Origin of the sequence: Streptomyces pratensis (assembly GCF_037137275.1) — a bacterium.
GTDB classification, from domain to species: domain Bacteria; phylum Actinomycetota; class Actinomycetes; order Streptomycetales; family Streptomycetaceae; genus Streptomyces; species Streptomyces pratensis_B.
This window is the reverse complement of the sequence record NZ_JBBBEN010000097.1, coordinates 272,110-291,530: the sequence shown is the minus strand read 5'-3', so window position 1 is coordinate 291,530 and position 19,421 is coordinate 272,110. Positions and strand designations below refer to the sequence as shown.

Genomic DNA, 19,421 nt, shown 5'->3' with positions numbered 1-19,421 from the left:
TCGCGGCTCCATCGCCGACGTCTGCCGTCACCGTAGTGCCGCAGGAGGTCAGCGCAGTGTGAAGACCGCCACCGTGCGTCCCGGCACGGTGAAACTGGCTGATTTCCTGTCGTATCTGGCTCGTTTGACCGTGGGGTCCGCGCCCTCGGCCTGCACCGGGTGCAGGGCGTACGCGGTTTCGGCCGGTGCCGCGAGCCGCTGGACGGCGGTGGCCGGCGTGGCGTTGAGGACGACGACGAGACCGCCCAGCCGCATGGTGATCACACCGGGGGTCTCGTCTTCCCCGGAGAGCGGGAAGGACAGGTGGGACTGCACCTGACCGGTGGTGCCGAGGGAGAACTCCCTCTCCCCCGTGCGGATGGCGAGCAGGTCGCGGTAGGCGGCGGACGCGCCCTCGATCTGCGCGCAGTCGGGGGCGATGGTGGCGGCCGAGGCGAGCAGCGGCTTCGCGTACCCCCACTTGTCCTCGTTGTCGGCGGCGGGCGGCAGCCCCCTGCCGAAGCCGTTGCCGTCACGGCAGTCCCAGTGCAGGGCGTTGAACCAGTCGCCGCTGTCGTAGGAGTTGCGGTCCAGCGACTTGGAGCGCAGCAGGTCCGTGCCCGCCTGGGAGAGCGAGGGACCCTGGGAGAGGAGGGAGGCGGCCATCGCCACCACTTGGGCCCTGGCCCGTTCCGCGGCCGTGGTGGACGCGGGGAGCTTGAAGGCGAGGGCGTCGAACAGCGTCTCGTTGTCGTGGGCGTCGGAGTAGGCCAGGGCGTCGCCCGGCGCGGCCGCGTATCCGGCGGGCGATCCGTTGTAGTCGACGTCCGAGCCCTTGACCTGGCGGCCGGAGGTGTCGGTGAAGGTGTAGTCGGCGAGGTTCCCGGTGAGGCCGACCTTGATCAGGTCCTGGTAGTGCAGCAGCCGGGCCTTCTGCTCGGCCCGGGAGCCGTTGGCCGGAGAGGAGTTGGGGTCGGTGTACAGGCCGGTGGCGAAGCCCTGGACGCCGGGGTCCTCGTCGAACGGGCCGCCGCCGCGCACGGCGTCGCGGGCCCGGTCGGAGAAGGTGGCGATGCCGGTGCCCGCCATGTTCTCCTGTGTGGCCTGGACGAAGCGGGCGTCGTCCGCGACCTCGCCGAAGTTCCAGCCCTCGCCGTACAGGACGATCTTCTTCCCGTCGACGCCGTCCTTCGCGGGGGTGAGCGCGTCGAGGGCCTCGCGGACGGCCAGGATGTTGGCCTTGGGGTGGTGGCCCATCAGGTCGAAGCGGAAGCCGTCGACCTTGTACTCCTTCGCCCAGGTGACGACGGAGTCGACGACGAGCTTGCCCATCATCGTGTTCTCGGGCGCGGTGTTGGCGCAACAGGTGGAGGTGGCGACGGAGCCGTCCTCCAGGAGCCGCTGGTAGTAGCCGGGCACGATCCTGTCCAGGACGGACTTGTCGTCCTGGCCGGAGGCGACGGTGTGGTTGTAGACGACGTCCATGACGGTCCGCAGCCCGGCCCGGTTGAGGCCCTGCACCATCTGCCGGAACTCGACGGTGCGCCGCGTGCCGTCCGGGTCGGAGGCGTACGAGCCCTCGGGCACCGTGTAGTGCAGCGGGTCGTAGCCCCAGTTGAAGGCGTCCTTCGCGGCGGCCCGCGCCACGCAGGCCTGCTGCTGCGGGGAGTCGGGGGCGTGGACGGACAGGTCGCAGGCGGGCTTCGACTGATCGGCCTTCTTCTCCGGGACGGTCCCGATGTCGAAGACGGGCAGCAGGTGGACGTAGCTCGTGCCGGAGTCGGCGAGCTTCCTGAGGTGCTTCATGCCGGCCGAGCGGGTGTCGGTGAAGGCGAGGTACTCACCGGGGTGCTCCGCGGTGCGGTCCGTGACCGAGAAGTCCCGGACGTGCAGCTCCTGGATCTGCGCGTCGCGCAGCGGGGTGGCGGCGGGCTTCTCCAGCGCGGACCAGCCGCGCGGTGCGAGCTTCGGGTCGCCGAGGTCGACGGCGAGGCTGCGGGCGGAGTCGGCGGTCAGGGCGGTGGAGTAGGGGTCGGTGACCTTGTTGGTGACGATCTTCTGGACGCTGGGGGCCCAGACCGTGACGGCGTAGCGGTAGGGCTTGCCTTGCCACTTCTTCTTGCCGGTGACCGACCAGACGCCGGTGCGGTCGTCGCGCCTCATCGGGACGGTGCGGCCGTCGAGTTCCAGGGAGACGTGCCGGGCGGTGGGGGCCCAGAGGGAGAGGGTCGGCCTGCCCTCGCGGAAGACCGGACCGAGCTCCGCGGAGGCGGCCTTCTTCCCGTACACGTCGTCCAGGACGCCGGCGGTCTGCACGCCGGTGGCGGCGAGCAGGGCCCCGTCAGCGGCGCGCTGGGTGGCGATGAGCTGGCCGCGCAGGGACTCGGCCACGCGGTCCCGGTCGCGGGGGTCGACGGTGAACGCCGGGTGGTCCTTCAGGTGCGGGTACTTCTCCCGCTGGGCGTCACTGAGCGCGGTCGGGGTGAGCCGCAGCCACTGGCCCTCGTCGGAGAGCGCCCCGTCGACGACGGAGATGCCTCCCTTCTCGGCGTGGACGAGCTGCTGACTGGTGGCGTCGGTGGTCTTCACCTTCCAGACGACGGTGTGGGCGTCGATCCACTGCGCCTCGGACTTGGTGAGGTCGGGGGCGGAACCGCCGCCGGTCTGCGGGAGCAGGTAACCGGGCCGTCCGCCGAGCATCCAGACCTCGTGGCCGTAGGTGGCCAGGTCCAGCGACTGGTCGCTGGGCAGGTCCTTCTCGTCGCCCTTGTGCAGGATGTAGCCGAGCGAGGTCGCGCCCTCGGCGAGCGGCACCTCGAAGGTGACGCCGTAGGAGTCCCGCCGCGCCGGCGCCAGCGGCGTGGACCAGTCGGTGGGCTCCTTCGCCCCGCCCCAGACGTGCAGGCCCCAGCCGTCGTAGTCGCCGTCCGGGCGGTGGTAGTTGAGGACGGCCTTCGCGCGGTCCTGCGGCGGGGCCTTCGGGGCGTCGGTGCTCTGTCCGTCCTTGCCCTGCTCGATCCAGACCTGGCCGGTCGCGGACAGGTCGATCGTGCGCTCGGGGCCGTCGGCGACGCCGTCCTTCTCGACGGTGTACGGGAAGGAGGTCGCGCCCTCCTTGAGGTCGATCCAGGCGAACGCGCCGTAGGCGTCCCGGCCGGTGAACTCCGCGGTGGCGTCCCTCGACCTCAGGCGCACGTTCTCGTAGTCGCCGTCGGCCCGCCGGTAGTGGACGATGGCGTGGTCGCGTTCGACCGCGACGGGTTCGCGGGGCGGCGGGGCCTGACCGGCGGTGGTCGAGGCCAGCGCGCCGGCGGTGCGGCCCTTGCGGTCGACGACGACGGCCTTGTAGCGCAGCGGGGTGCCGGCCTCGACCGTCGCGTCCACATGCTGGGTGACCTTGTACGGGGCGTGGTCGGCCGAACCGAGCGTCTGCCACCGGCCGTTGCCGGTCTGCGCGGCGAAGACGACGCGGTTGAGCTGCCCGCCGTCCACGTCGGCGGTGATCTCCACGGTTCCGGTGGCTCCGGCGTCCGGGGCCCTGAGGGTGATCGTCGGCTCGGCCTCCGGGGCTCCCAGCGGCTCCTCCGCGCGCAGCACGACGCTGGAGAGGGCGGGCACGGTGACGGTGACGTGCCGGTCAGCGCCGCTGCGGACGGTGCCGCGACCGCCGTAGAGCGTGCGGAAGTCCATGCCCGCCGACTCGGTGGCGAGCCGGATCTTCTTCTGGGTGGTCGCGTTGTTGGAGGCGACGAGGTATTCGTGCGGCCGCTCGGCGTCGATACGGGAGGTGGCGTGGACCGAGCCCTGGGCGTACCGCTCGATCTGTGTGCCGTCCCGCAGGGCCGGGTGGCTCTCGGTGAGCTTCGAGAGCGCGGCGATGGAGCGGTAGACGGGGTGCCGGCTGTCGTACGCGTCGGCGGCGTGGGTGCGGTCGGTGCCGAGCTGGTCGTCGTCGAGGTAGTCGGCGGTCTTCGAGGCGAAGAGGGTCTGGCGGGCGTCCTTGTCGCCGCCCGCGCCGGTGAAGCCCTGCTCGTCGCCGTAGTAGATCACCGGGTTGCCCCGGCCGAGGAACATCAGCTCGTTGGCGAGCCGGGCCCGGCGTAGGAGCTCGGCGTCGTCGGCGTCCGGGTTGTCCTGCCGGAGGAAGGTCCCGATGCGGCCCATGTCGTGGTTGCCGAGGAAGGTGACCTGCTCGTAGGCGTTGGCCTTGTCGGTGGTGTAGCGGTAGTCGTCGCCGTACACCGAGGCGAGCCGGTCGGCGGGCGCGCCCTGGGAGGCGAACTGCCGGGCGGCCTGCTGGAACGGGAAGTCGAGCGTGGCGTCCAGCCGGCCCCGGGTGACGTAGGGCGAGGTGACCGCCGGGTCGGCGGAGTAGACCTCGCCGAACATGAAGAAGTCCTCCCGGCCCCGCCGGGCGGCGTACGCGTCCAGCGCGGTGGCCCACTGGGTCCAGAAGTCCAGGTCGACGTGTTTGACGGTGTCGATGCGGAAGCCGTCGATGTCGAAGTCGCGGACCCACTTCTCGTAGATCTTCTCCATGCCCTTCACGACCTCGGGACGCTCGGTCCACAGGTCGTCGAGGCCGGAGAAGTCGCCGTACTCGTTGGACTCGCCGGCCCACGTGGAGTCGCCCCGGTTGTGGTACATGGTCGGGTCGTTGAGCCAGGACGGCACCTTCGCGACACTGCCCGGGGCCGTCACCGGGGTGTACGGGAAGGAGTCCTCGTCCACCTCTGCGACGCCGTCGCGGTCGTCGAAGGGGCGGCCGTTCACGTCGAGGTAGGGGAACGCGCCCTTGGGCTTGTAGCCGTAGGCCTTCTCCGCGTGGTCGACGGTGTCGGCGGTGTGGTTGGTGATGACGTCGAAGAAGACCTTCATGCCCTTGGCGTGGGCCTTGTCGATCAGCCGCTCCAGGTCGGCGTTGGTGCCGAAGTGCGGGTCGACCTGGGTGAAGTCGGTGATCCAGTAGCCGTGGTAGCCGGCAGAGGCGTTCTCACCGACGCCCTGGACGGGGCGGTTCTTGAAGATCGGGGCCAGCCACAGCGCGGTGGTGCCGAGGCCCTTGATGTAGTCCAGCTTCCGGGTCAGGCCCTTGAGGTCGCCGCCCTGGTAGAAGCCCTTGTCGGTGGGGTCGTAGCCGGTCTTCTCGCGGGCGCCGGTCAGTCCGCCCCGGTCGTTGGACCGGTCGCCGTTGGCGAACCGGTCGGGCAGCACGAAGTAGAACTGCTCCCGGGTGAGATCGTGCCGGGCGTCCTCCTTGAGGAGGCGGGCGTCCGAGGGCGGGGCCGGCGGTCTCGGCCGGGGTGACGCGGCGGCCGATGCCGCAGGGACGACGGGCAGCAGCGCCACGCACAGAGCGGCCACCGCCCCTCGCCTGAGGGTGGTTCGGGACACGGGAGGGTGCTCCTCGGCTCGATCGGTCGGGAAGCGGGCCGGTGGCGTCCGNGGCCCGCGGGGTGGTGCGGGCGGGGTCAGCCGCGCCAGACGTCGGCGGTCAGCGTGACCTTCCCGGAGGCGGGGACGGTGGCGGAGCGGTTGGCGCCGCTCTCCCAGGTGACGTTGCCGGCGGCGTCCTTGCGGACGTACTTGTACGCGAACGTGGTCCCGGCGGGCAGGTTCACATCGAGCTTCCACACCGGGTACGCGGCCGGGTCGAGCTTCGGCGCGTTCGCGGGGTTCCAGTCGCCGAGGGCGCTCTGGTCGCCGGTGACGTGGATGTTCTCGCCGAGTCGCGTGGTGGCGTTCACTCCGAAGGACGCGCCGGACTGGCCGGTCCCGGGGGTCGAGCCGCCGGAGCAGGTGCGGGCGTCGACGTGCAGGGCGAGCGCGGTGCCGGGCGCGAGGGTGGCGGTGAACTGCCCCGATCCGTTGACGCTGACGCCCTCGCCGCTCTGCACGTCGCAGTAGTCACCGGCGGGCAGGGAGGTCTGGAACGTCCGGGTGAGCGGGGCGCCCCCGTGGTTGATGGCCACGTATGCCGCGGAGCCCCGGCCGAAGGCGATCCGGTCGCCGCCGTCGTCCCACCAGTCGGTGACCGGCCGGCCGCGTGCCGCGTTGCGGAAGCCCACCATGGAGGAGATCTCGCGCCAGTCGTGCTGGCACTTCCAGCCGTCGCTGTAGCAGGCGTCGACCCGGCCGCCGTTGGGCGGGCCCGCCGCGTGGTCGGTGAACTCGTAGCCGGAGTGGACGTCCGGGGAGCCGTAGGGCCAGGCCAGCATGAAGACGTTGGCGAGGGTGTACGCGGAGCCGTTCTTGTAGCTGAGGGTGTCGCCGCCGCGCTCGGTGTCGTGGTTGTCGACGAAGACACCGGATCTCCCGGACTCCATGAAGCCCCAGCCCTCGCCGAAGTTCTTCAGATGGGCCAGGTCCTCGTGCAGGAAGACCTGCCCCAGGCTGCGGCCGTACCGGAACTCCTGGACGTCCCCGTTGCCGAGGTACTCCGAGGGCGAGACGGCCTCGCCCTGCCCGTGGATCGCCTCCTGCTTCCAGTAGACGTCCGGGTCGCTCAGCCGGGACTTGACGGCGGCGAGGTCGGCGGCCGGCATGTGCTTGGCCGCGTCGATCCGGAAGCCGTCGACACCGAGCGAGAGCAGGTCGTTCAGGAAGCCGGCGATCCTGCCGCGTACGTACTCCTCCCCGGTGTCCAGGTCCGCGAGGCCCAGCAGTTCGCAGTTCTGGACGTTGCCGCGGTCGCGGTAGTCGGTGATGTGCGACCGGCAGTCGTCGAGGTCGGCGCCCGAGTAGAGGCCCGGATAGCCGTACTTGGTGTACGCGGTGCCGCCGGTACCGGTGCCGGAGCCGGCGGACATGTGGTTGATGACAGCGTCCACGACGACCTTGACGCCGGCCGAGTGACACGTGTCCACCATGGCGCCGAAGGCGGCCCGGTCACCGAGGCGGCCGGCGATCTCGTAGCTGACGGGCTGGTAGGACGTCCACCACTGGCCGCCCTGGATGTGCTCCTGGGGCGGGGACACCTGGACGTAGCCGTAGCCGGCCGGGCCCAGGGTGTCCGTGCACGCCCTGGCTATGGAGTCGAACGACCACTCGAACATGACGGCGGTGACGTCCTTGTCGCCCGGAGCGGCGGCCTGCGCGGTGTCCGCGGCACCCAATCCGGTGGGGATGACGAGGGCGGCGGAGCCGACCGTGAGGGCGAGCACTGCGGACAGGGGTCTGCGTGCCATGTCTTTCCTCCTGCGGGTGGGGGGAAACGCGGGTGACGGGGGCAGCCTCAGTCGGCAACGCGCCGTGCCCTCAAGGCTCGTGAAGGTTCTTGCTGCAAGAATGCAAACCTTGCCGCGGAGCAGACCGTACGAGCCCTCCCGTCGCCGGTCAACCCTTTGGACACCCGCCGCTCACATCCGCGAAACAGCCCGGTTTTCTTGCTGCAAGGCCTTTCGCAAGATATTGCGGTGCTGTTACGTTGCTTGCGACTCCGGTCCGGCCGGCCGGGGGGCCCGGCCCCGTCGCGGGTCCGGGTTCCCACGCGCCCGGCCGGCCGGGCCGGTCACGAGCAGGAGAGGCGCCGGGGGTCGTTCGACTCCCCGCCGGCCCGCCCTGGGCCGACCCTCGGCGCCTCTCCCGCACGTCGCGCCCCCGGCGCCTCTCCCGGTCGAGGCGGGCCCGGTCGAGGCGGCAGAGCGCCCGCCCGCTCCGAAGACCTGGCAGTCAGCACACAGGACAAGCGGGCGCCGGGTCCCCCCTCCGGACCCGGCGCCCGCTCCTCAGACGCCGCGCGCGGCCACCGCCGCGGTGGAGCCCCGCACCACCAGCTCGGGCTGGAAGACGTACTCCGTGCGCTGGACCGGGCTGCCCCCGATCTCCTCCAGCAGCGCGCCCACGGCCGCCGACGCCATGGCCTGCACGGGCTGGCGCCCCGTGGTCAGCGGCGGGTCGGTGAACGCGATGAGCTGGGAGTCGTCGAAGCCGACGACGGAGACGTCGCGCGGCACGTCCAGCCCTCTCCCCCGGGCGGCGCGCACCACGCCCAACGCCATCAGGTCGCTGCCGCAGACGATGCCGGTGCAGCCCGCGTCCAGCAGGGCGCCCGCCGCCACCTGACCGCCCTCGACGCTGAACAGCGTGGAGCACACGAGCAGTTCGGCCTCTTCGCGGTCCATGCCGAGCAGCGAGACGGACGCCTCCACGAATCCGTCCCGCTTGCGGCGGGAGGGGACGTAGCGCTGCGGCCCGATGGCGAGGCCGATCCTGCGGTGGCCGAGCTCGGCGAGGTGCCCGAGGGCCATCCGCACGGCGGCGTGGTCGTCGGGCGAGACGAAGGGGGCGCTGACGCGTTCGTTGTAGCCGTTGATCAGGACGAACGGCACGCCGCGTTCGGTGAGCGCGGCGTACCGTGCCGGGTCGGCGGAGGTGTCCGCGTGCAGCCCGGACAGGAAGACGATGCCGCCGACGCCCCGCTCCACGAGCTGCTCGACCAGCTCGTCCTCGGTCGCGCCGCCCGGCAGCTGGGTGCAGAGCACCGGCGTGTAACCGTGGCCGGCCAGCACCTGTTCGACGGACTGCGCGAACGCCGGGAAGATCGGGTTGGTGAGTTCGGGCGTGATCAGACCGATCAGTCCTGCGCTGCGCTGCCGCAGCCGCACGGGCCGTTCGTAGCCGAGGACGTCGAGCGCCGCGAGCACCCGCTGCCGCGTGGTGTCCGCGACGCCCTGTTTCCCGTTCAGGACCCGGCTGACCGTGGCCTCGCTGACCGCCGCCTGTCCGGCGATGTCGCAGAGGCGGGGCGCGGCGGCGGTCCTGGGCGCGGGCAGTGTCACTCCGTCCACCACACCGTGGTGTCGGCGGGCAGCTCGGCCTCGTCGCCGTCCACGGTGACCGGGGAGCTGGCGAGGAGCACCCGGCCGCGGGCGGGGACCCGGACCGGGGCGCCGGTGGTGTTGACGGTGCAGGCGAAGCGGGGGCGGGTGAAGACGAGGACGCCTTCAGGGCCGTCCTCCCACGTTACGGCGGAGCCCGCGCCGAGGCCCGGGTGGTCGCGGCGGGCGGCGATGGCGGCCCGGTACAGCTCCAGGGTGGAGCCCTCGACGCCGGTCTGCGCCTCGACGGACAGCTCGCCCCAGCCGGCGGGCTGCGGGAGCCAGCTGCCGCCGTCGCCGAACCCGTGGCTGCTGCCCTCGCGGGTCCACGGGATCGGCACCCGGCAGCCGTCGCGGAAGCCGTCCTGTCCGGCGGCGCGGAAGAACGACGGGTCCTGGCGGGCCTCGTCGGGCAGGTCGGTGACGTCCGGGAGGCCGAGTTCCTCGCCCTGGTAGATGTAGGCGGAGCCGGGCAGGGCCAGCATCAGGAGGCTGGCGGCGCGGGCCCGGCGCAGGCCGAGTTCGCGGTCGCCGGGGGTGCGGATCTGGGTGCCCAGGCCCGCCGGGTTGGCGAACCGGGTGGCGTGCCGGGTGACGTCGTGGTTGGAGAGCACCCAGGTGGTGGGCGCGCCGACCGGGCGCATCGCGTCGAGCGAGGAGTCGATGACCCGGCGGAGCTCGTCGGCGTCCCAGGCGGTCGCCAGGTACTGGAAGTTGAACGCCTGGTGCATCTCGTCGGGGCGCACGTAGTCAGCGGTGCGCTCGACGGTGGGGGTCCAGGCCTCTGCGACGAGAATCCGCCCGCCCGTGGTCCACCACCGCTCTTGCGGGACGACGCCGTCGGGCTCGGTGTTCTCGGAGTACTCGTCGAGGATGGTGCGCCAGCTGCGGTAGATCTCGTGCACGCCGTCCTGGTCGAAGAACGGCATGACGTCGTTGCCGAGCAGCTTGAGCTGGTCGTGGGAGCCGAGGTCGGGCAGCCCCTCGGCCTTCACGAGGCCGTGGGCCACGTCGACGCGGAAGCCGTCGACGCCCATGTCGAGCCAGAAGCGCAGGATGGAGCGGAACTCGTCGGCGACGGCCGGGTGTTCCCAGTTGAAGTCGGGCTGCTCGGGGGCGAAGAGGTGGAGGTACCAGTCGCCGGGGGCGCCGTCCGGGTTGACGGTGCGGGTCCAGGCGGGGCCGCCGAAGATGGACTCCCAGTCGTTCGGGGGGAGTTCGCCGTTCGCGCCCTTTCCGGGGCGGAAGTGGTAGCGCTCGCGCAGGGCGGAGCCGGGGCCCTCGGCCAGGGCGCGCTTGAACCACTCGTGCTGGTCGGAGGAGTGGTTGGGCACCAGGTCCACGATGATGCGCAGGCCCAGATTGTGGGCCTCGCGGATCAGGGTGTCGGCGTCCAGCAGGGAGCCGAACATCGGATCGATGGCCCGGTAGTCGGAGACGTCGTAACCGGCGTCCGCCTGCGGGGAGGCGTAGAAGGGGCTGAGCCACACCGCGTCGACGCCCAGGTCCCGCAGGTGGGGCAGGCGGGCGGTGACGCCGGCGAGGTCGCCCATGCCGTCGCCGTTGCCGTCGGCGAAGCTCCGTGGGTAGACCTGGTAGATCACCGCGTCCTGCCACCAGCCGGTGCGGGGGCCCGGGGCGTCGTCGGACGTGCCGGTGGAGGGGGCAGCGAGGTGCTGGGTCATGTCATCCCTGGGGTGTCTGGGTGGGAAGCGGCGCCGGTGACCGGGTCGGGACCGACGCCGCCGTGACGGGTGCGGTGGTGCGTGGGGCGGCCGGCGTCCAGGGGACGTCAGCCCTTGACGGCCCCGGCGGACATCCCGGTGACGAGGTGCTTCTGCGCGAACAGGAACACCAGGGCGGCCGGGATGGCGATCAGCACGGAGGCCGCGGTCATGGGGCCCCACTGGGCTCCGTACTGGTTGACGAACTTCTGGAGTCCGCCGGCGAGCGTGAGGTTCTCGTCGCCGACCAGGAATGCGGAGGCGTACGCCACCTCGCCCCAGGCGGTGATGAAGGAGTAGAACGCGGTGACCGCGAGGCCCGGCTTGGCCAGCGGCAGGATGAGCCGGAAGAAGGTGCCGAACGGGGTGAGGCCGTCGACCTCGCCGGACTCGTCGATCTCGCGCGGGATGGTGTCGAAGAAGCCCTTCATCATCCAGGCGCAGAAGGGCACCGAGATGGTGAGGTAGGTGATGACGAGCCCGGCGGGCTGGTTGAGCAGCCCCAGGCTCGACATGATGTTGTAGATCGGCACGATGAGGACGGCGACCGGGAACATCTGGGTGATCAGCAGCGTCCACATCAGCCCGCGCTTGCCGGGGAAGCGGAAGCGGCTGACGGCGTAGCCGGTGGTGGCGGCGACGAAGACGCCGATCACGGTGGAGAGCCCGGCGATGATCGCGGAGTTGGCGAACCAGTTGATGAACTCGGTGTCGCGGATCAGGTTCGTGTAGTTGACGAACGTCGTCTCGCGGAAGAAGTCCGTGGTCGTCGCGAACTTCGCGGGCTTGAGCGAGGTCAGCAGGACCCACAGCACCGGGAAGACGGCGATCACAGAGGCGATGATCAGGGTCAGGTGCAGGCCGACGGAGGCGAGCGGGGAACGCTGGCCGCGCAGCCGGACCCTGGGCGCGGTGTGCCGGGCCGGTGTTTCGGTCGCGGTGGTCACCAGTTGTCTCCCTGGGTGCGCAGGACTCGCCGGTAGACCACGGCGAAGAGCATCAGGAGTACGAGGATCAGCACGCCCCACGTGGAGGACTGCGCGAAGTCGCGCGGGCTGATCTCGAAGGAGAACTTGTACGCCTGGGTCACGAGGATCTGGGTGGCCTCACCGGGTCCGCCGCGGGTCAGCAGGAAGATCACCGGGAACATGTTGAAGGTCCAGATGGTGGAGAGCAGGACCACCGTGGTGGAGACCGGGCGCAGTCCGGGCAGGGTGATGTGGCGGAAGCGCTGCCAGGCGCTCGCGCCGTCCATCTCGGCCGCCTCGTAGTGCTCCGAGGGGATGGACTGCAACCCCCCGAGGAGGGCGACCATCATGAAGGGGATGCCGAGCCAGACGTTGACGGCGATGACGGCGAACTTCGCCCAGGTGGGGTCGTTCAGCCAGGGGATGCCGTCGATGCCCGCGCCGCCGAGCACCTTGTTGAGGAGTCCGCGGTCCTCGTTGTAGAGGAAGCGCCAGGCGAAGACCGAGACGAAGCCGGGGATGGCCCAGGGCAGGATCAGCGCCATGCGGTAGGCGGAGCGCCCGGCGATGCGGCGGTTGAGGATGTTGGCCAGGCTCATGCCGAGGACGAACGTGATGCTCACGCAGGAGACCGTCCACACCAGCGTCCAGCCGAGCGTGCCGAGGAACTGCGAGCCGGTCAGCGCGTCGATGTAGTTGTCCGCACCGACGAACTCGTAGGTGGCGGGCATGTCGTTGACCCCGATGGAGCGCGCGACGTTGCGCTCGTCGGCGTTGGTCATCGACAGGTAGATGCCGCGGGCCAGCGGGTAGCCGATGATCACGCTGATCACGATGACGACCGGGGCGACCATGGTCCAGGCGTACCAGTGGGTCGACATCGCCCGCCGGACCCGGCCGGGCTTCGGCGGTGGTGGGGCGCCAGTGCCGCGGCTCCGGCCGCGGGCGACGTTCTCGCCCGCGGCCTTCACCACCGACTGGCTGGTGTGGACAGCCATCAGTCGGGCCAACCTTCCTTGTTACTTCCAGCCCTCGAGGAGCTTGCGGTAGGAATCGCCGGTCGACTCTGCGGCCTTCTCCGGCGTGGTCTGGCCGGTGAGGACCTTGGTGTACTCGACGCCGAGCGGGGCGAAGAGGCTGCCGCCCTCGGGAATCCAGGGGCGCTCGACGGCGGTCTCGACGACCGGCTTGAAGAAGCCGACGATCTCGCTGTCCACGGCTTCCTGCTTGGCGTACGCGGAGGTGCGGGTGGGCAGCAGGTTCAGCTCGCCGGCGGCGGTGGCCTGGCTGTCCACGGAGGTCATGTACTCGACGAAGGCGTAGGAGGCGTCGAGGTTCTTGGAGCCCGCGTAGACGGCGAGGTTGTGCCCGCCCTGCGGGGCGCCCTGGGCGACGGAGCCGGCCGGGACCGGGGCGATGCCCAGGTTGTCCTTGCCCTCGAACTCCTTGCCGGTCAGGGTGTCGGCGACGGCCCAGGGACCGTTGATCATCATCGCGACGTCGCCGCTCTTGAACGACTGCATCATGTTCTCCCAGCCGTCCGACGCGTCCGTCTTCGCGGTGCCGGAGTCGACCAGGTCCTTGACGGCCTTGAACGCCTTGACGCCCTCGGGGTTGTCCACGGTGACGCTCTTGTCGCCGGCGTCGACCAGGTCGCCGCCCTCTCCGTAGAGGAAGGAGAGGAAGTAGTACGGGTCGTCGCCGCGCAGGTAGAGCGCGGTCTTGCCGGTCTTGTCCTTGATCTTCTCGCCGGCGGCCTTGAGTGCGTCCAGGTCGGCGGGGGCCTCGACGCCCGCCTTCTTCAGCAGCTCCTTGTTGTAGAAGATGCCCATCGAGTCGATGACCTGGGGGACCGCGTAGGTCTTGCCGTCGTACTGGGTGGACGCGACCGCCTGCTTGAGGAAGTCGTCCTGGTTCTTCAGTGCGGGGGTGCCGTCCAGCGGGGCGAGGTAGCCGAGATTGGCGAAGTCCGGCGTCCAGGCGACCTCGGAGCGGATCACGTCGGGGGCGCCGTCGCCTGCCTGGGCGGCGTTCTTGAACTTGTTCTGCGCGTCGCCGAAGGGCACGTTGACGTACTTGACGTCGACCTTCGGGTGCTTCTTCTCGAATCCTTCGGCCAGCTCCTTGAAGACCTTGTCCTCACTGCCGACGCTGGAGGTGTCCCACCAGGTGACCGTGCCGGAGAGCTCGCCCGAACTCGTGGTGCCGGTCTCGTCGTCGCTGCCGCAGGCGGTCGCCGCGAGCGCCAGGGCCGCGACCAGGGCGGTGGCCGTTATGCCACGTCGCATCTGAACTCCTTCAACTGCCGTACCGCTCCGTCGCGGCGCCGGGTCGACGTGAACGTAACAAGGATGAAAGACGACCGAAAGAGCTTGCGGAAGATTTCTGCAAGCACTGGTGATCGTTACATTCGCGTGTCCTCAAGGTTGCCGTCAAGACCCTTGACGGAAGCGCCGCGCCCCTGGCAGGGGCAGGCGGGGCGGGGTGCATCCGCAGGGCGGCGGCCCGAACGCGGCGCGCGATCCAGGCCCGCAAGTCCTTGCAAGAGGTTGCCGAGCAGGCGGTTTTCCGCCCGGCCGACGGGGGTTCCACGCGGTGGGCAATCGGTCACCGGCCCGGTACAGTCCCATCCCATGACCGCACGGCTTGCCGATATCGCAACTCAGGCGGGGGTCAGCGAAGCGACGGTCAGCCGAGTCCTGAACGGCAAGGCCGGAGTCGCGGCGACCACCCGCGAATCCGTCCTCGCGGCGCTCGACGTCCTCGGGTACGAACGCCCCGTACGGCTGCGCAGGCGCAGCGCGGGGCTGGTCGGCCTGATCACCCCGGAGCTGGAGAACCCGATCTTCCCGGCGCTGGCGCAGGTCATCGGCCAGGCGCTGACACGGCAGGGCTACACGCCTGTGCTGGCGACCCAGACGCCCGGCGGCTCCACCGAGGACGAGCTGACCGAGATGCTGGTGGACCGGGGAGTCTCCGGCGTCATCTTCGTCTCGGGCCTGCACGCCGACACCTCTGCCGACATGCAGCGCTACGAGCAACTGCGCGGCCAGGGCGTCCCCTTCGTCCTGGTCAACGGCTTCTCGGCCAAGGTTCAGGCGCCGTTCATCTCGCCGGACGACCGGGCGGCGATGCGGCTGGCGGTGACGCACCTGGTGGCCCTCGGACACCGGCGCATCGGCCTCGCGGTGGGCCCCAAGCGCTTCGTCCCGGTGCTCCGCAAGATCGAGGGCTTCCACTCCACGATGCGCGAGCAACTGGGCCTCGCCCCGGAGGAGGTGGAGGAGTTGATCCAGCACTCTCTGTACACGCTGGAAGGCGGCCAGGCCGCTGCTTCCGCCCTGATGGACCGCGGCTGCACCGCCGTCGTGTGCGCAAGCGACATGATGGCGCTCGGCGCGATCCGGGCGGCCCGCCGACTGGCGCGGGAGGTGCCGCGCGACCTGTCGGTGGTGGGGTACGACGACTCGCCCCTCATAGCGTTCACCGATCCCCCGCTGACCACGATCCGGCAGCCGGTGACGGCGATGGGCCAGGCCGCGGTGCGCACCCTCCTGGAGGAGATCGGCGGAACCCCGGCCCCGCACAGCGAGTTCGTCTTCATGCCTGAGCTGGTGGTTCGGGGCTCCACCGCCTCGGGCCCCGGACTCCCCTCAGGGTCCCATGCTCATCCCTAGGACGCATGACGTGCGGCCCGGACCCGACCGGAGGATGATCGAGCCGAGGGGGCCGTATCTGGCAGACTCTGCACCTATGGGTGAAACACACGTGACCACACACGAAGGCAGGTCGGCGACCAGCCCGTCACCCATCGTGATCGAGGCGGCCTCCGCGCCCCGACGGGACCATCCGGCCCTCGCGCGACTGCGCTCGCTGCGCTCGCCGCGCCGTCCACGGCTCTGGTTCGAGATCCTGCTCATCGCGGTGAGTTACTGGCTGTATTCCCTGGTCCGCAACGCGGTCCCGGAGCAGCAGGCCGCCGCGCTCGCCAACGCCGACTGGATCTGGTCGACGGAGAAGGCACTGGGTCTCGCGTTCGAGGAAACGGTCAACCACGCGGTCAACTCCGTGACATGGCTGATCGTGTCGATGAACTACTACTACGCCACCCTGCACTTCGTCGTGACCATCGGCGTGCTGGTCTGGCTGTTCCGCCGCCATCCCGGCCGGTACGCCGCGACCCGGCTGGTCCTCTTCTCGACGACGGCGGTGGCCCTCCTCGGCTACTACCTCTACCCGCTCGCCCCGCCCCGTCTGATGAACGGCGGGCACTTCATCGACACCGTGCTGCTCCACGAGACCTGGGGCTCGATGGCGTCGGGCGACTTCAAGAACATGTCCAACCAGTACGCGGCGATGCCGTCGATGCACATCGGCTGGTCGCTCTGGTGCGGCCTGACGATCTTCGCGCTGGCCTCGGCGCCGTGGGCCCGCATCCTGGGCCTGCTCTACCCGACGCTCACCCTCGTCGTGATCGTGGCCACCGCCAACCACTTCTGGCTGGACGCGGTGGGCGGCATGGTCTGCCTGGCCTTCGGCTACGCGCTGTCCCGCGCCTGGTACGGATCGCTGCCGCACCGCCTGCCGAAGTGGGTGCCGACCGGGCGCGGCCGGCTGACCGGCGTGCGGACGACCCGGCTGCCGCGCCCCGGCCCCGGCGCGGACGCCCTCGCCCCCGGGACGGGGCCAAAGACCGCGACGGAGCCGGCGGGAGCCACGACGGCCGCCCGCCGCCCGTAGGCCGGGCGGGCGACCGCTCCGAGGCCGCCCGCCGTCCGTACGGGCCCGGCCCGCGGGCACGAGGAACGGGCCGGGCCCCGCCGCCGTCGGCGGGCGCGTTACGAGGACGCCCCGTAGAACCGCTCCTCCATCACCGCCCGTGCCCGCCGGGTGATCCGCCGGTAGTCGTCCAGCATGTCCCCGACGTGCCCCGGCTCGTACCCCAGATACCGTCCGACCGCCGTCATCTCCCGCGCGTCGGACGGGAAGGTGTCGCCGGGCCGCCCGCGGACCAGCATCACCGCGTTGCGCACCCGGCTCGCCAGCACCCAGGCCTCGTCCAGCGTCTGCGCCTCCTCCGTCGGGATCAGGCCGGCCGCACAGGCCGCGGCGAGCGCCTCCCTGGTCCGGGTGGTGCGCAGACCCGGCTCCGCCCAGCCGTGCTGCATCTGCATCAGCTGCACGGTCCACTCGACGTCGCTCAGCCCGCCCCGCCCCAGCTTCACGTGGAGGGTGGGGTCGGCGCCGCGCGGCATCCGCTCGGACTCCATACGGGCCTTGAGCCGGCGGATCTCGCGTACGGCGTCGTCGCCGAGGCCCTCCACCGGATACCGCAGCGGGTCGATCAGGTCGATGAAGCCGCGCCCCAGCTCCGCGTCGCCCGCGATCGGCTCGGCCCGCAGCAGCGCCTGGCTCTCCCAGACCAGCGACCAACGGCGGTAGTACGCCTCGTACGACTTCAGCGTGCGCACCAGGGGCCCGCTCTTGCCCTCCGGGCGCAGGTCGGCGTCGATCAGCAGCGGCGGATCGGCCGTCGGGAGCTGGAGCAGCCGCCGCATCTCCGAGATGACCGTGTTGGCGGCCTTGCTCGCCTCCTCGTCGCCGACCCCCTCCCTGGGCTGGTGGACGAAGAGGACGTCGGCGTCGGAGCCGTAACTCAGTTCGTGCCCGCCGAAGCGGCCCACGCCGATGACCGCGAAGCGGGTCGGCAGGGTCTCGCCCCACCGCGCGCGGACGGCGGCCCGCAGCGCTCCCGCGATCGTGGCGGCGTTGAGGTCGCTGACGGCCGAGCCGACGCGGTCGACGAGGGCGCCGTGATCCTGCTCGGCGGGGCTCTCCTCGGTGCCGTAGGAGCCGATGAGGTCGGCGGCCGTCGTACGGAACAGCTCGCGCCGCCGCACGCCGCGCACCACCGCCACGGCGGACTCCGCACCGTCCGCCCGGCCCACCGCGGCCAGCACCTCCTGCTCCAGGTGCTCCCGGGTGCGCGGCCGCAGCCCTTCCGGGTCGCCGAGGATCGCGACCGCCTCCGGGGCCCGCATCAGCAGGTCCGGGGCGAGGCGGCCGGCGGAGAGGACGCGGGCGAGGTTCTCGGCGGCCGCCCCCTCGTCGCGCAGGAGCCGCAGATACCACGGGGTCTTGCCCAGGGCGTCGGACACCTTGCGGAAGCCGAGCAGCCCGGCGTCCGGGTCGGCGGAGTCGGCGAACCAGCCCAGCAGCACCGGCAGCAGGGTGCGCTGGATGGCGGCCTTGCGGGAGACCCCGGAGGACAGGGCCTCCAGGTGCCGCAGGGCGGCCGACGGGTCCGCGTACCCCAGGGCCTCCAGCCGGTGCGCGGCGGCCTTGGCGCTGAGCCGGGACTCCGCCGGCGCCAGCTGGGCGACGGCGTCCAGCAGCGGCCGGTAGAAGATCTTCTCGTGCAGCCGCCGTACGACGGAGGTGTGCCGCTTCCACGCCCTGGTCAGCTCGGCCACCGGTTCGGTGCGCATCCCGAGGGACCGCCCCAGCCGCCGCAGGTCCGCCTCGTCGTCCGGGACGAGATGGGTGCGGCGCAGCCGGTAGAGCTGGATGCGGTGTTCCATGGAGCGCAGGAAGCGGTACGCCTCGTCGAGCTGGGCGGCGTCCGCCCGGCCCACGTACCCGCCGTCGGCGAGCGCCCGCAGGGCCTCCAGCGTCGTACCGCTGCGCAGGGCGGCGTCGCTGCGGCCGTGCACCAGCTGGAGGAGCTGCACGGCGAACTCGACGTCCCGCAGTCCGCCCGGTCCGAGCTTCAGCTCCCGGTCGATCCGGTCGGCGGGGATGTTCTCGACGACGCGGCGGCGCATCTGCTGGACGTCGGGCACGAAGTTGTCCCGGTCGGCGGCCTGCCAGACGAGCGGGGAGACGGCCTCGACGTACTCCGCGCCCAGCTCCAGGTCGCCGGCGACCGCGCGGGCCTTCAGCAGGGCCTGGAACTCCCAGGTCTTGGCCCAGCGCTCGTAGTACGCGAGGTGGGAGCTGAGCGTCCGCACCAGGGGTCCGTTGCGGCCCTCGGGGCGGAGGTTGGCGTCGACCGGCCAGATCGTGCCCTCGACGGTGGTGTCGGAGCAGATACGCATCATGTGGGCGGCCAGCCGGGTGGCCGCCTGCACGGCCCGGTTCTCCTCGGTCCCGTCGCGTGCCTCCGCGACGAAGATCACGTCGACGTCGGAGACGTAGTTCAGCTCCTGCCCGCCGCACTTGCCCATCGCGACGACCGCGAGCCGGCACTGCGCCGCGTCCTGTGGTGCGGCCGTCCGGGCGATGGCGAGGGCGGCCCGCAGGGTGGCGGTGGCGAGGTCGGCCAGTTCGGCGGCGGTCTGGGCGAGGCCGGTCGTCCCGCACACGTCCCGGGCCGCCAGGGTGAGCAGGCACCGGCGGTAGGCGACCCGCAGCGAGTCCGGGTCGACGGCGTCGGCGAGCCCGCGCTCGAACTCGGCGACCTGGGGGTTCAGATCGACCGCCTCATAGGTGACGAGCGCCTGCCAGTCGCGCGGGTGCCGGGCCAGGTGGTCCCCCAGCGCTTCGGACGCCCCGAGCACCCCCAGGAGCCGGTCGCGCAGGGGCTTGGCGGTGATGAGGGTGTCGAGCAGCACCTGTCGCTCGTCCTCCGCCCCGGCCTCCACGATCCGGACCAGCCCGCGCAGGGCCAGATCGGGGTCGGCGGTGGCCCCGAGCGCCTCCAGGAGGACCGGGTCGAAGCGCACGGAGGCCAGGGCGTCCAGGCCCAGGAGCTGTTCCGCGGCGGACGGGTCGGTGAATCCGTGCCGCAGCAGCCTGGTGAACGTACTGCTTCTGCGCCCCGGCGCCGTCGTCATTCCGTGCTCCCTGCCAGCCGACCCGATGTGCGTAAGCGTGCGCGGCCCGTCGCCGCGGCACAGCGGTTCGAGCCTAGTCGCGCGCCGGTGGTTTCG

At 71.4% G+C, this 19,421-nt stretch carries 10 protein-coding genes; 2 read left to right on the top strand and 8 right to left on the bottom strand.

What is annotated here, in order from left to right; all coding sequences use genetic code 11:
• Window positions 1-48: 48 nt before the first annotated feature.
• From pulA to V9U70_RS23560, 7 genes are all read right to left on the bottom strand, one after another.
• The gene (pulA, locus tag V9U70_RS23590) at window positions 49-5,373 is read right to left on the bottom strand and encodes a pullulanase-type alpha-1,6-glucosidase (protein WP_336678288.1); all 5,325 of its coding nucleotides are present in this window, start codon (window positions 5,371-5,373) and stop codon (window positions 49-51) included.
• A 77-nt stretch (window positions 5,374-5,450) separates the two neighbouring features.
• Entirely contained in the window at window positions 5,451-7,166 is a 1,716-nt protein-coding gene (locus V9U70_RS23585) for a carbohydrate-binding module family 20 domain-containing protein (RefSeq protein ID WP_336678287.1), read from the bottom strand.
• 540 nt (window positions 7,167-7,706) lie between these two features.
• On the bottom strand, window positions 7,707-8,771 hold the full coding sequence (locus V9U70_RS23580) for a LacI family DNA-binding transcriptional regulator (RefSeq protein ID WP_336678285.1): 1,065 nt from the start codon (window positions 8,769-8,771) through the stop codon (window positions 7,707-7,709).
• Window positions 8,756-10,483 (bottom strand): glycoside hydrolase family 13 protein, encoded by a 1,728-nt coding sequence (locus V9U70_RS23575; RefSeq protein ID WP_336678283.1) that lies wholly within the window; start codon window positions 10,481-10,483, stop codon window positions 8,756-8,758. Before V9U70_RS23575 ends, V9U70_RS23580 begins: the two co-directional genes overlap by 16 nt.
• Before the next feature lie 107 nt (window positions 10,484-10,590).
• Window positions 10,591-11,469 carry a sugar ABC transporter permease gene (locus V9U70_RS23570; protein ID WP_336678281.1) on the bottom strand — a complete coding sequence of 293 codons (879 nt, stop codon included), beginning with the start codon at window positions 11,467-11,469 and terminating at the stop codon, window positions 10,591-10,593.
• Entirely contained in the window at window positions 11,466-12,488 is a 1,023-nt protein-coding gene (locus V9U70_RS23565; RefSeq protein WP_336678280.1) for a carbohydrate ABC transporter permease, read from the bottom strand. The genes V9U70_RS23570 and V9U70_RS23565 overlap by 4 nt, the downstream gene beginning before the upstream one ends.
• 21 nt (window positions 12,489-12,509) lie before the next feature.
• Window positions 12,510-13,778 carry an extracellular solute-binding protein gene (locus V9U70_RS23560; RefSeq protein ID WP_336678278.1) on the bottom strand — a complete coding sequence of 423 codons (1,269 nt, stop codon included), beginning with the start codon at window positions 13,776-13,778 and terminating at the stop codon, window positions 12,510-12,512.
• Between the two features lie 345 nt (window positions 13,779-14,123).
• On the opposite strand from V9U70_RS23560, the gene V9U70_RS23555 reads away from it, so the two are divergent.
• Together V9U70_RS23555 and V9U70_RS23550 are read left to right on the top strand one after the other, a co-directional pair.
• Window positions 14,124-15,167, top strand: a complete 1,044-nt coding sequence (locus tag V9U70_RS23555) for a LacI family DNA-binding transcriptional regulator (protein ID WP_336678277.1) — start codon at window positions 14,124-14,126, stop codon at window positions 15,165-15,167.
• Window positions 15,168-15,243: 76 nt separating this feature from the next.
• Window positions 15,244-16,230 (top strand): phosphatase PAP2 family protein, encoded by a 987-nt coding sequence (locus tag V9U70_RS23550; protein WP_336678274.1) that lies wholly within the window; start codon window positions 15,244-15,246, stop codon window positions 16,228-16,230.
• A gap of 98 nt (window positions 16,231-16,328) precedes the next feature.
• Here the strand turns inward: V9U70_RS23550 and V9U70_RS23545 are convergent, their stop codons facing one another.
• Window positions 16,329-19,325 (bottom strand): bifunctional [glutamine synthetase] adenylyltransferase/[glutamine synthetase]-adenylyl-L-tyrosine phosphorylase, encoded by a 2,997-nt coding sequence (locus V9U70_RS23545; protein ID WP_336678273.1) that lies wholly within the window; start codon window positions 19,323-19,325, stop codon window positions 16,329-16,331.
• Between the last annotated feature and the right edge of the window lie 96 nt (window positions 19,326-19,421).

Coding starts and splice junctions, on each gene's coding strand:
- V9U70_RS23560 (WP_336678278.1), bottom strand. CDS start 13,778: ATGCGACGTGGCATAACGGCCACCGCCCTGGTCGCGGCCCTGGCGCTC.
- V9U70_RS23575 (WP_336678283.1), bottom strand. CDS start 10,483: ATGACCCAGCACCTCGCTGCCCCCTCCACCGGCACGTCCGACGACGCC.
- V9U70_RS23545 (WP_336678273.1), bottom strand. CDS start 19,325: ATGACGACGGCGCCGGGGCGCAGAAGCAGTACGTTCACCAGGCTGCTG.
- V9U70_RS23565 (WP_336678280.1), bottom strand. CDS start 12,488: ATGGCTGTCCACACCAGCCAGTCGGTGGTGAAGGCCGCGGGCGAGAAC.
- V9U70_RS23550 (WP_336678274.1), top strand. CDS start 15,244: ATGGGTGAAACACACGTGACCACACACGAAGGCAGGTCGGCGACCAGC.
- V9U70_RS23555 (WP_336678277.1), top strand. CDS start 14,124: ATGACCGCACGGCTTGCCGATATCGCAACTCAGGCGGGGGTCAGCGAA.
- V9U70_RS23585 (WP_336678287.1), bottom strand. CDS start 7,166: ATGGCACGCAGACCCCTGTCCGCAGTGCTCGCCCTCACGGTCGGCTCC.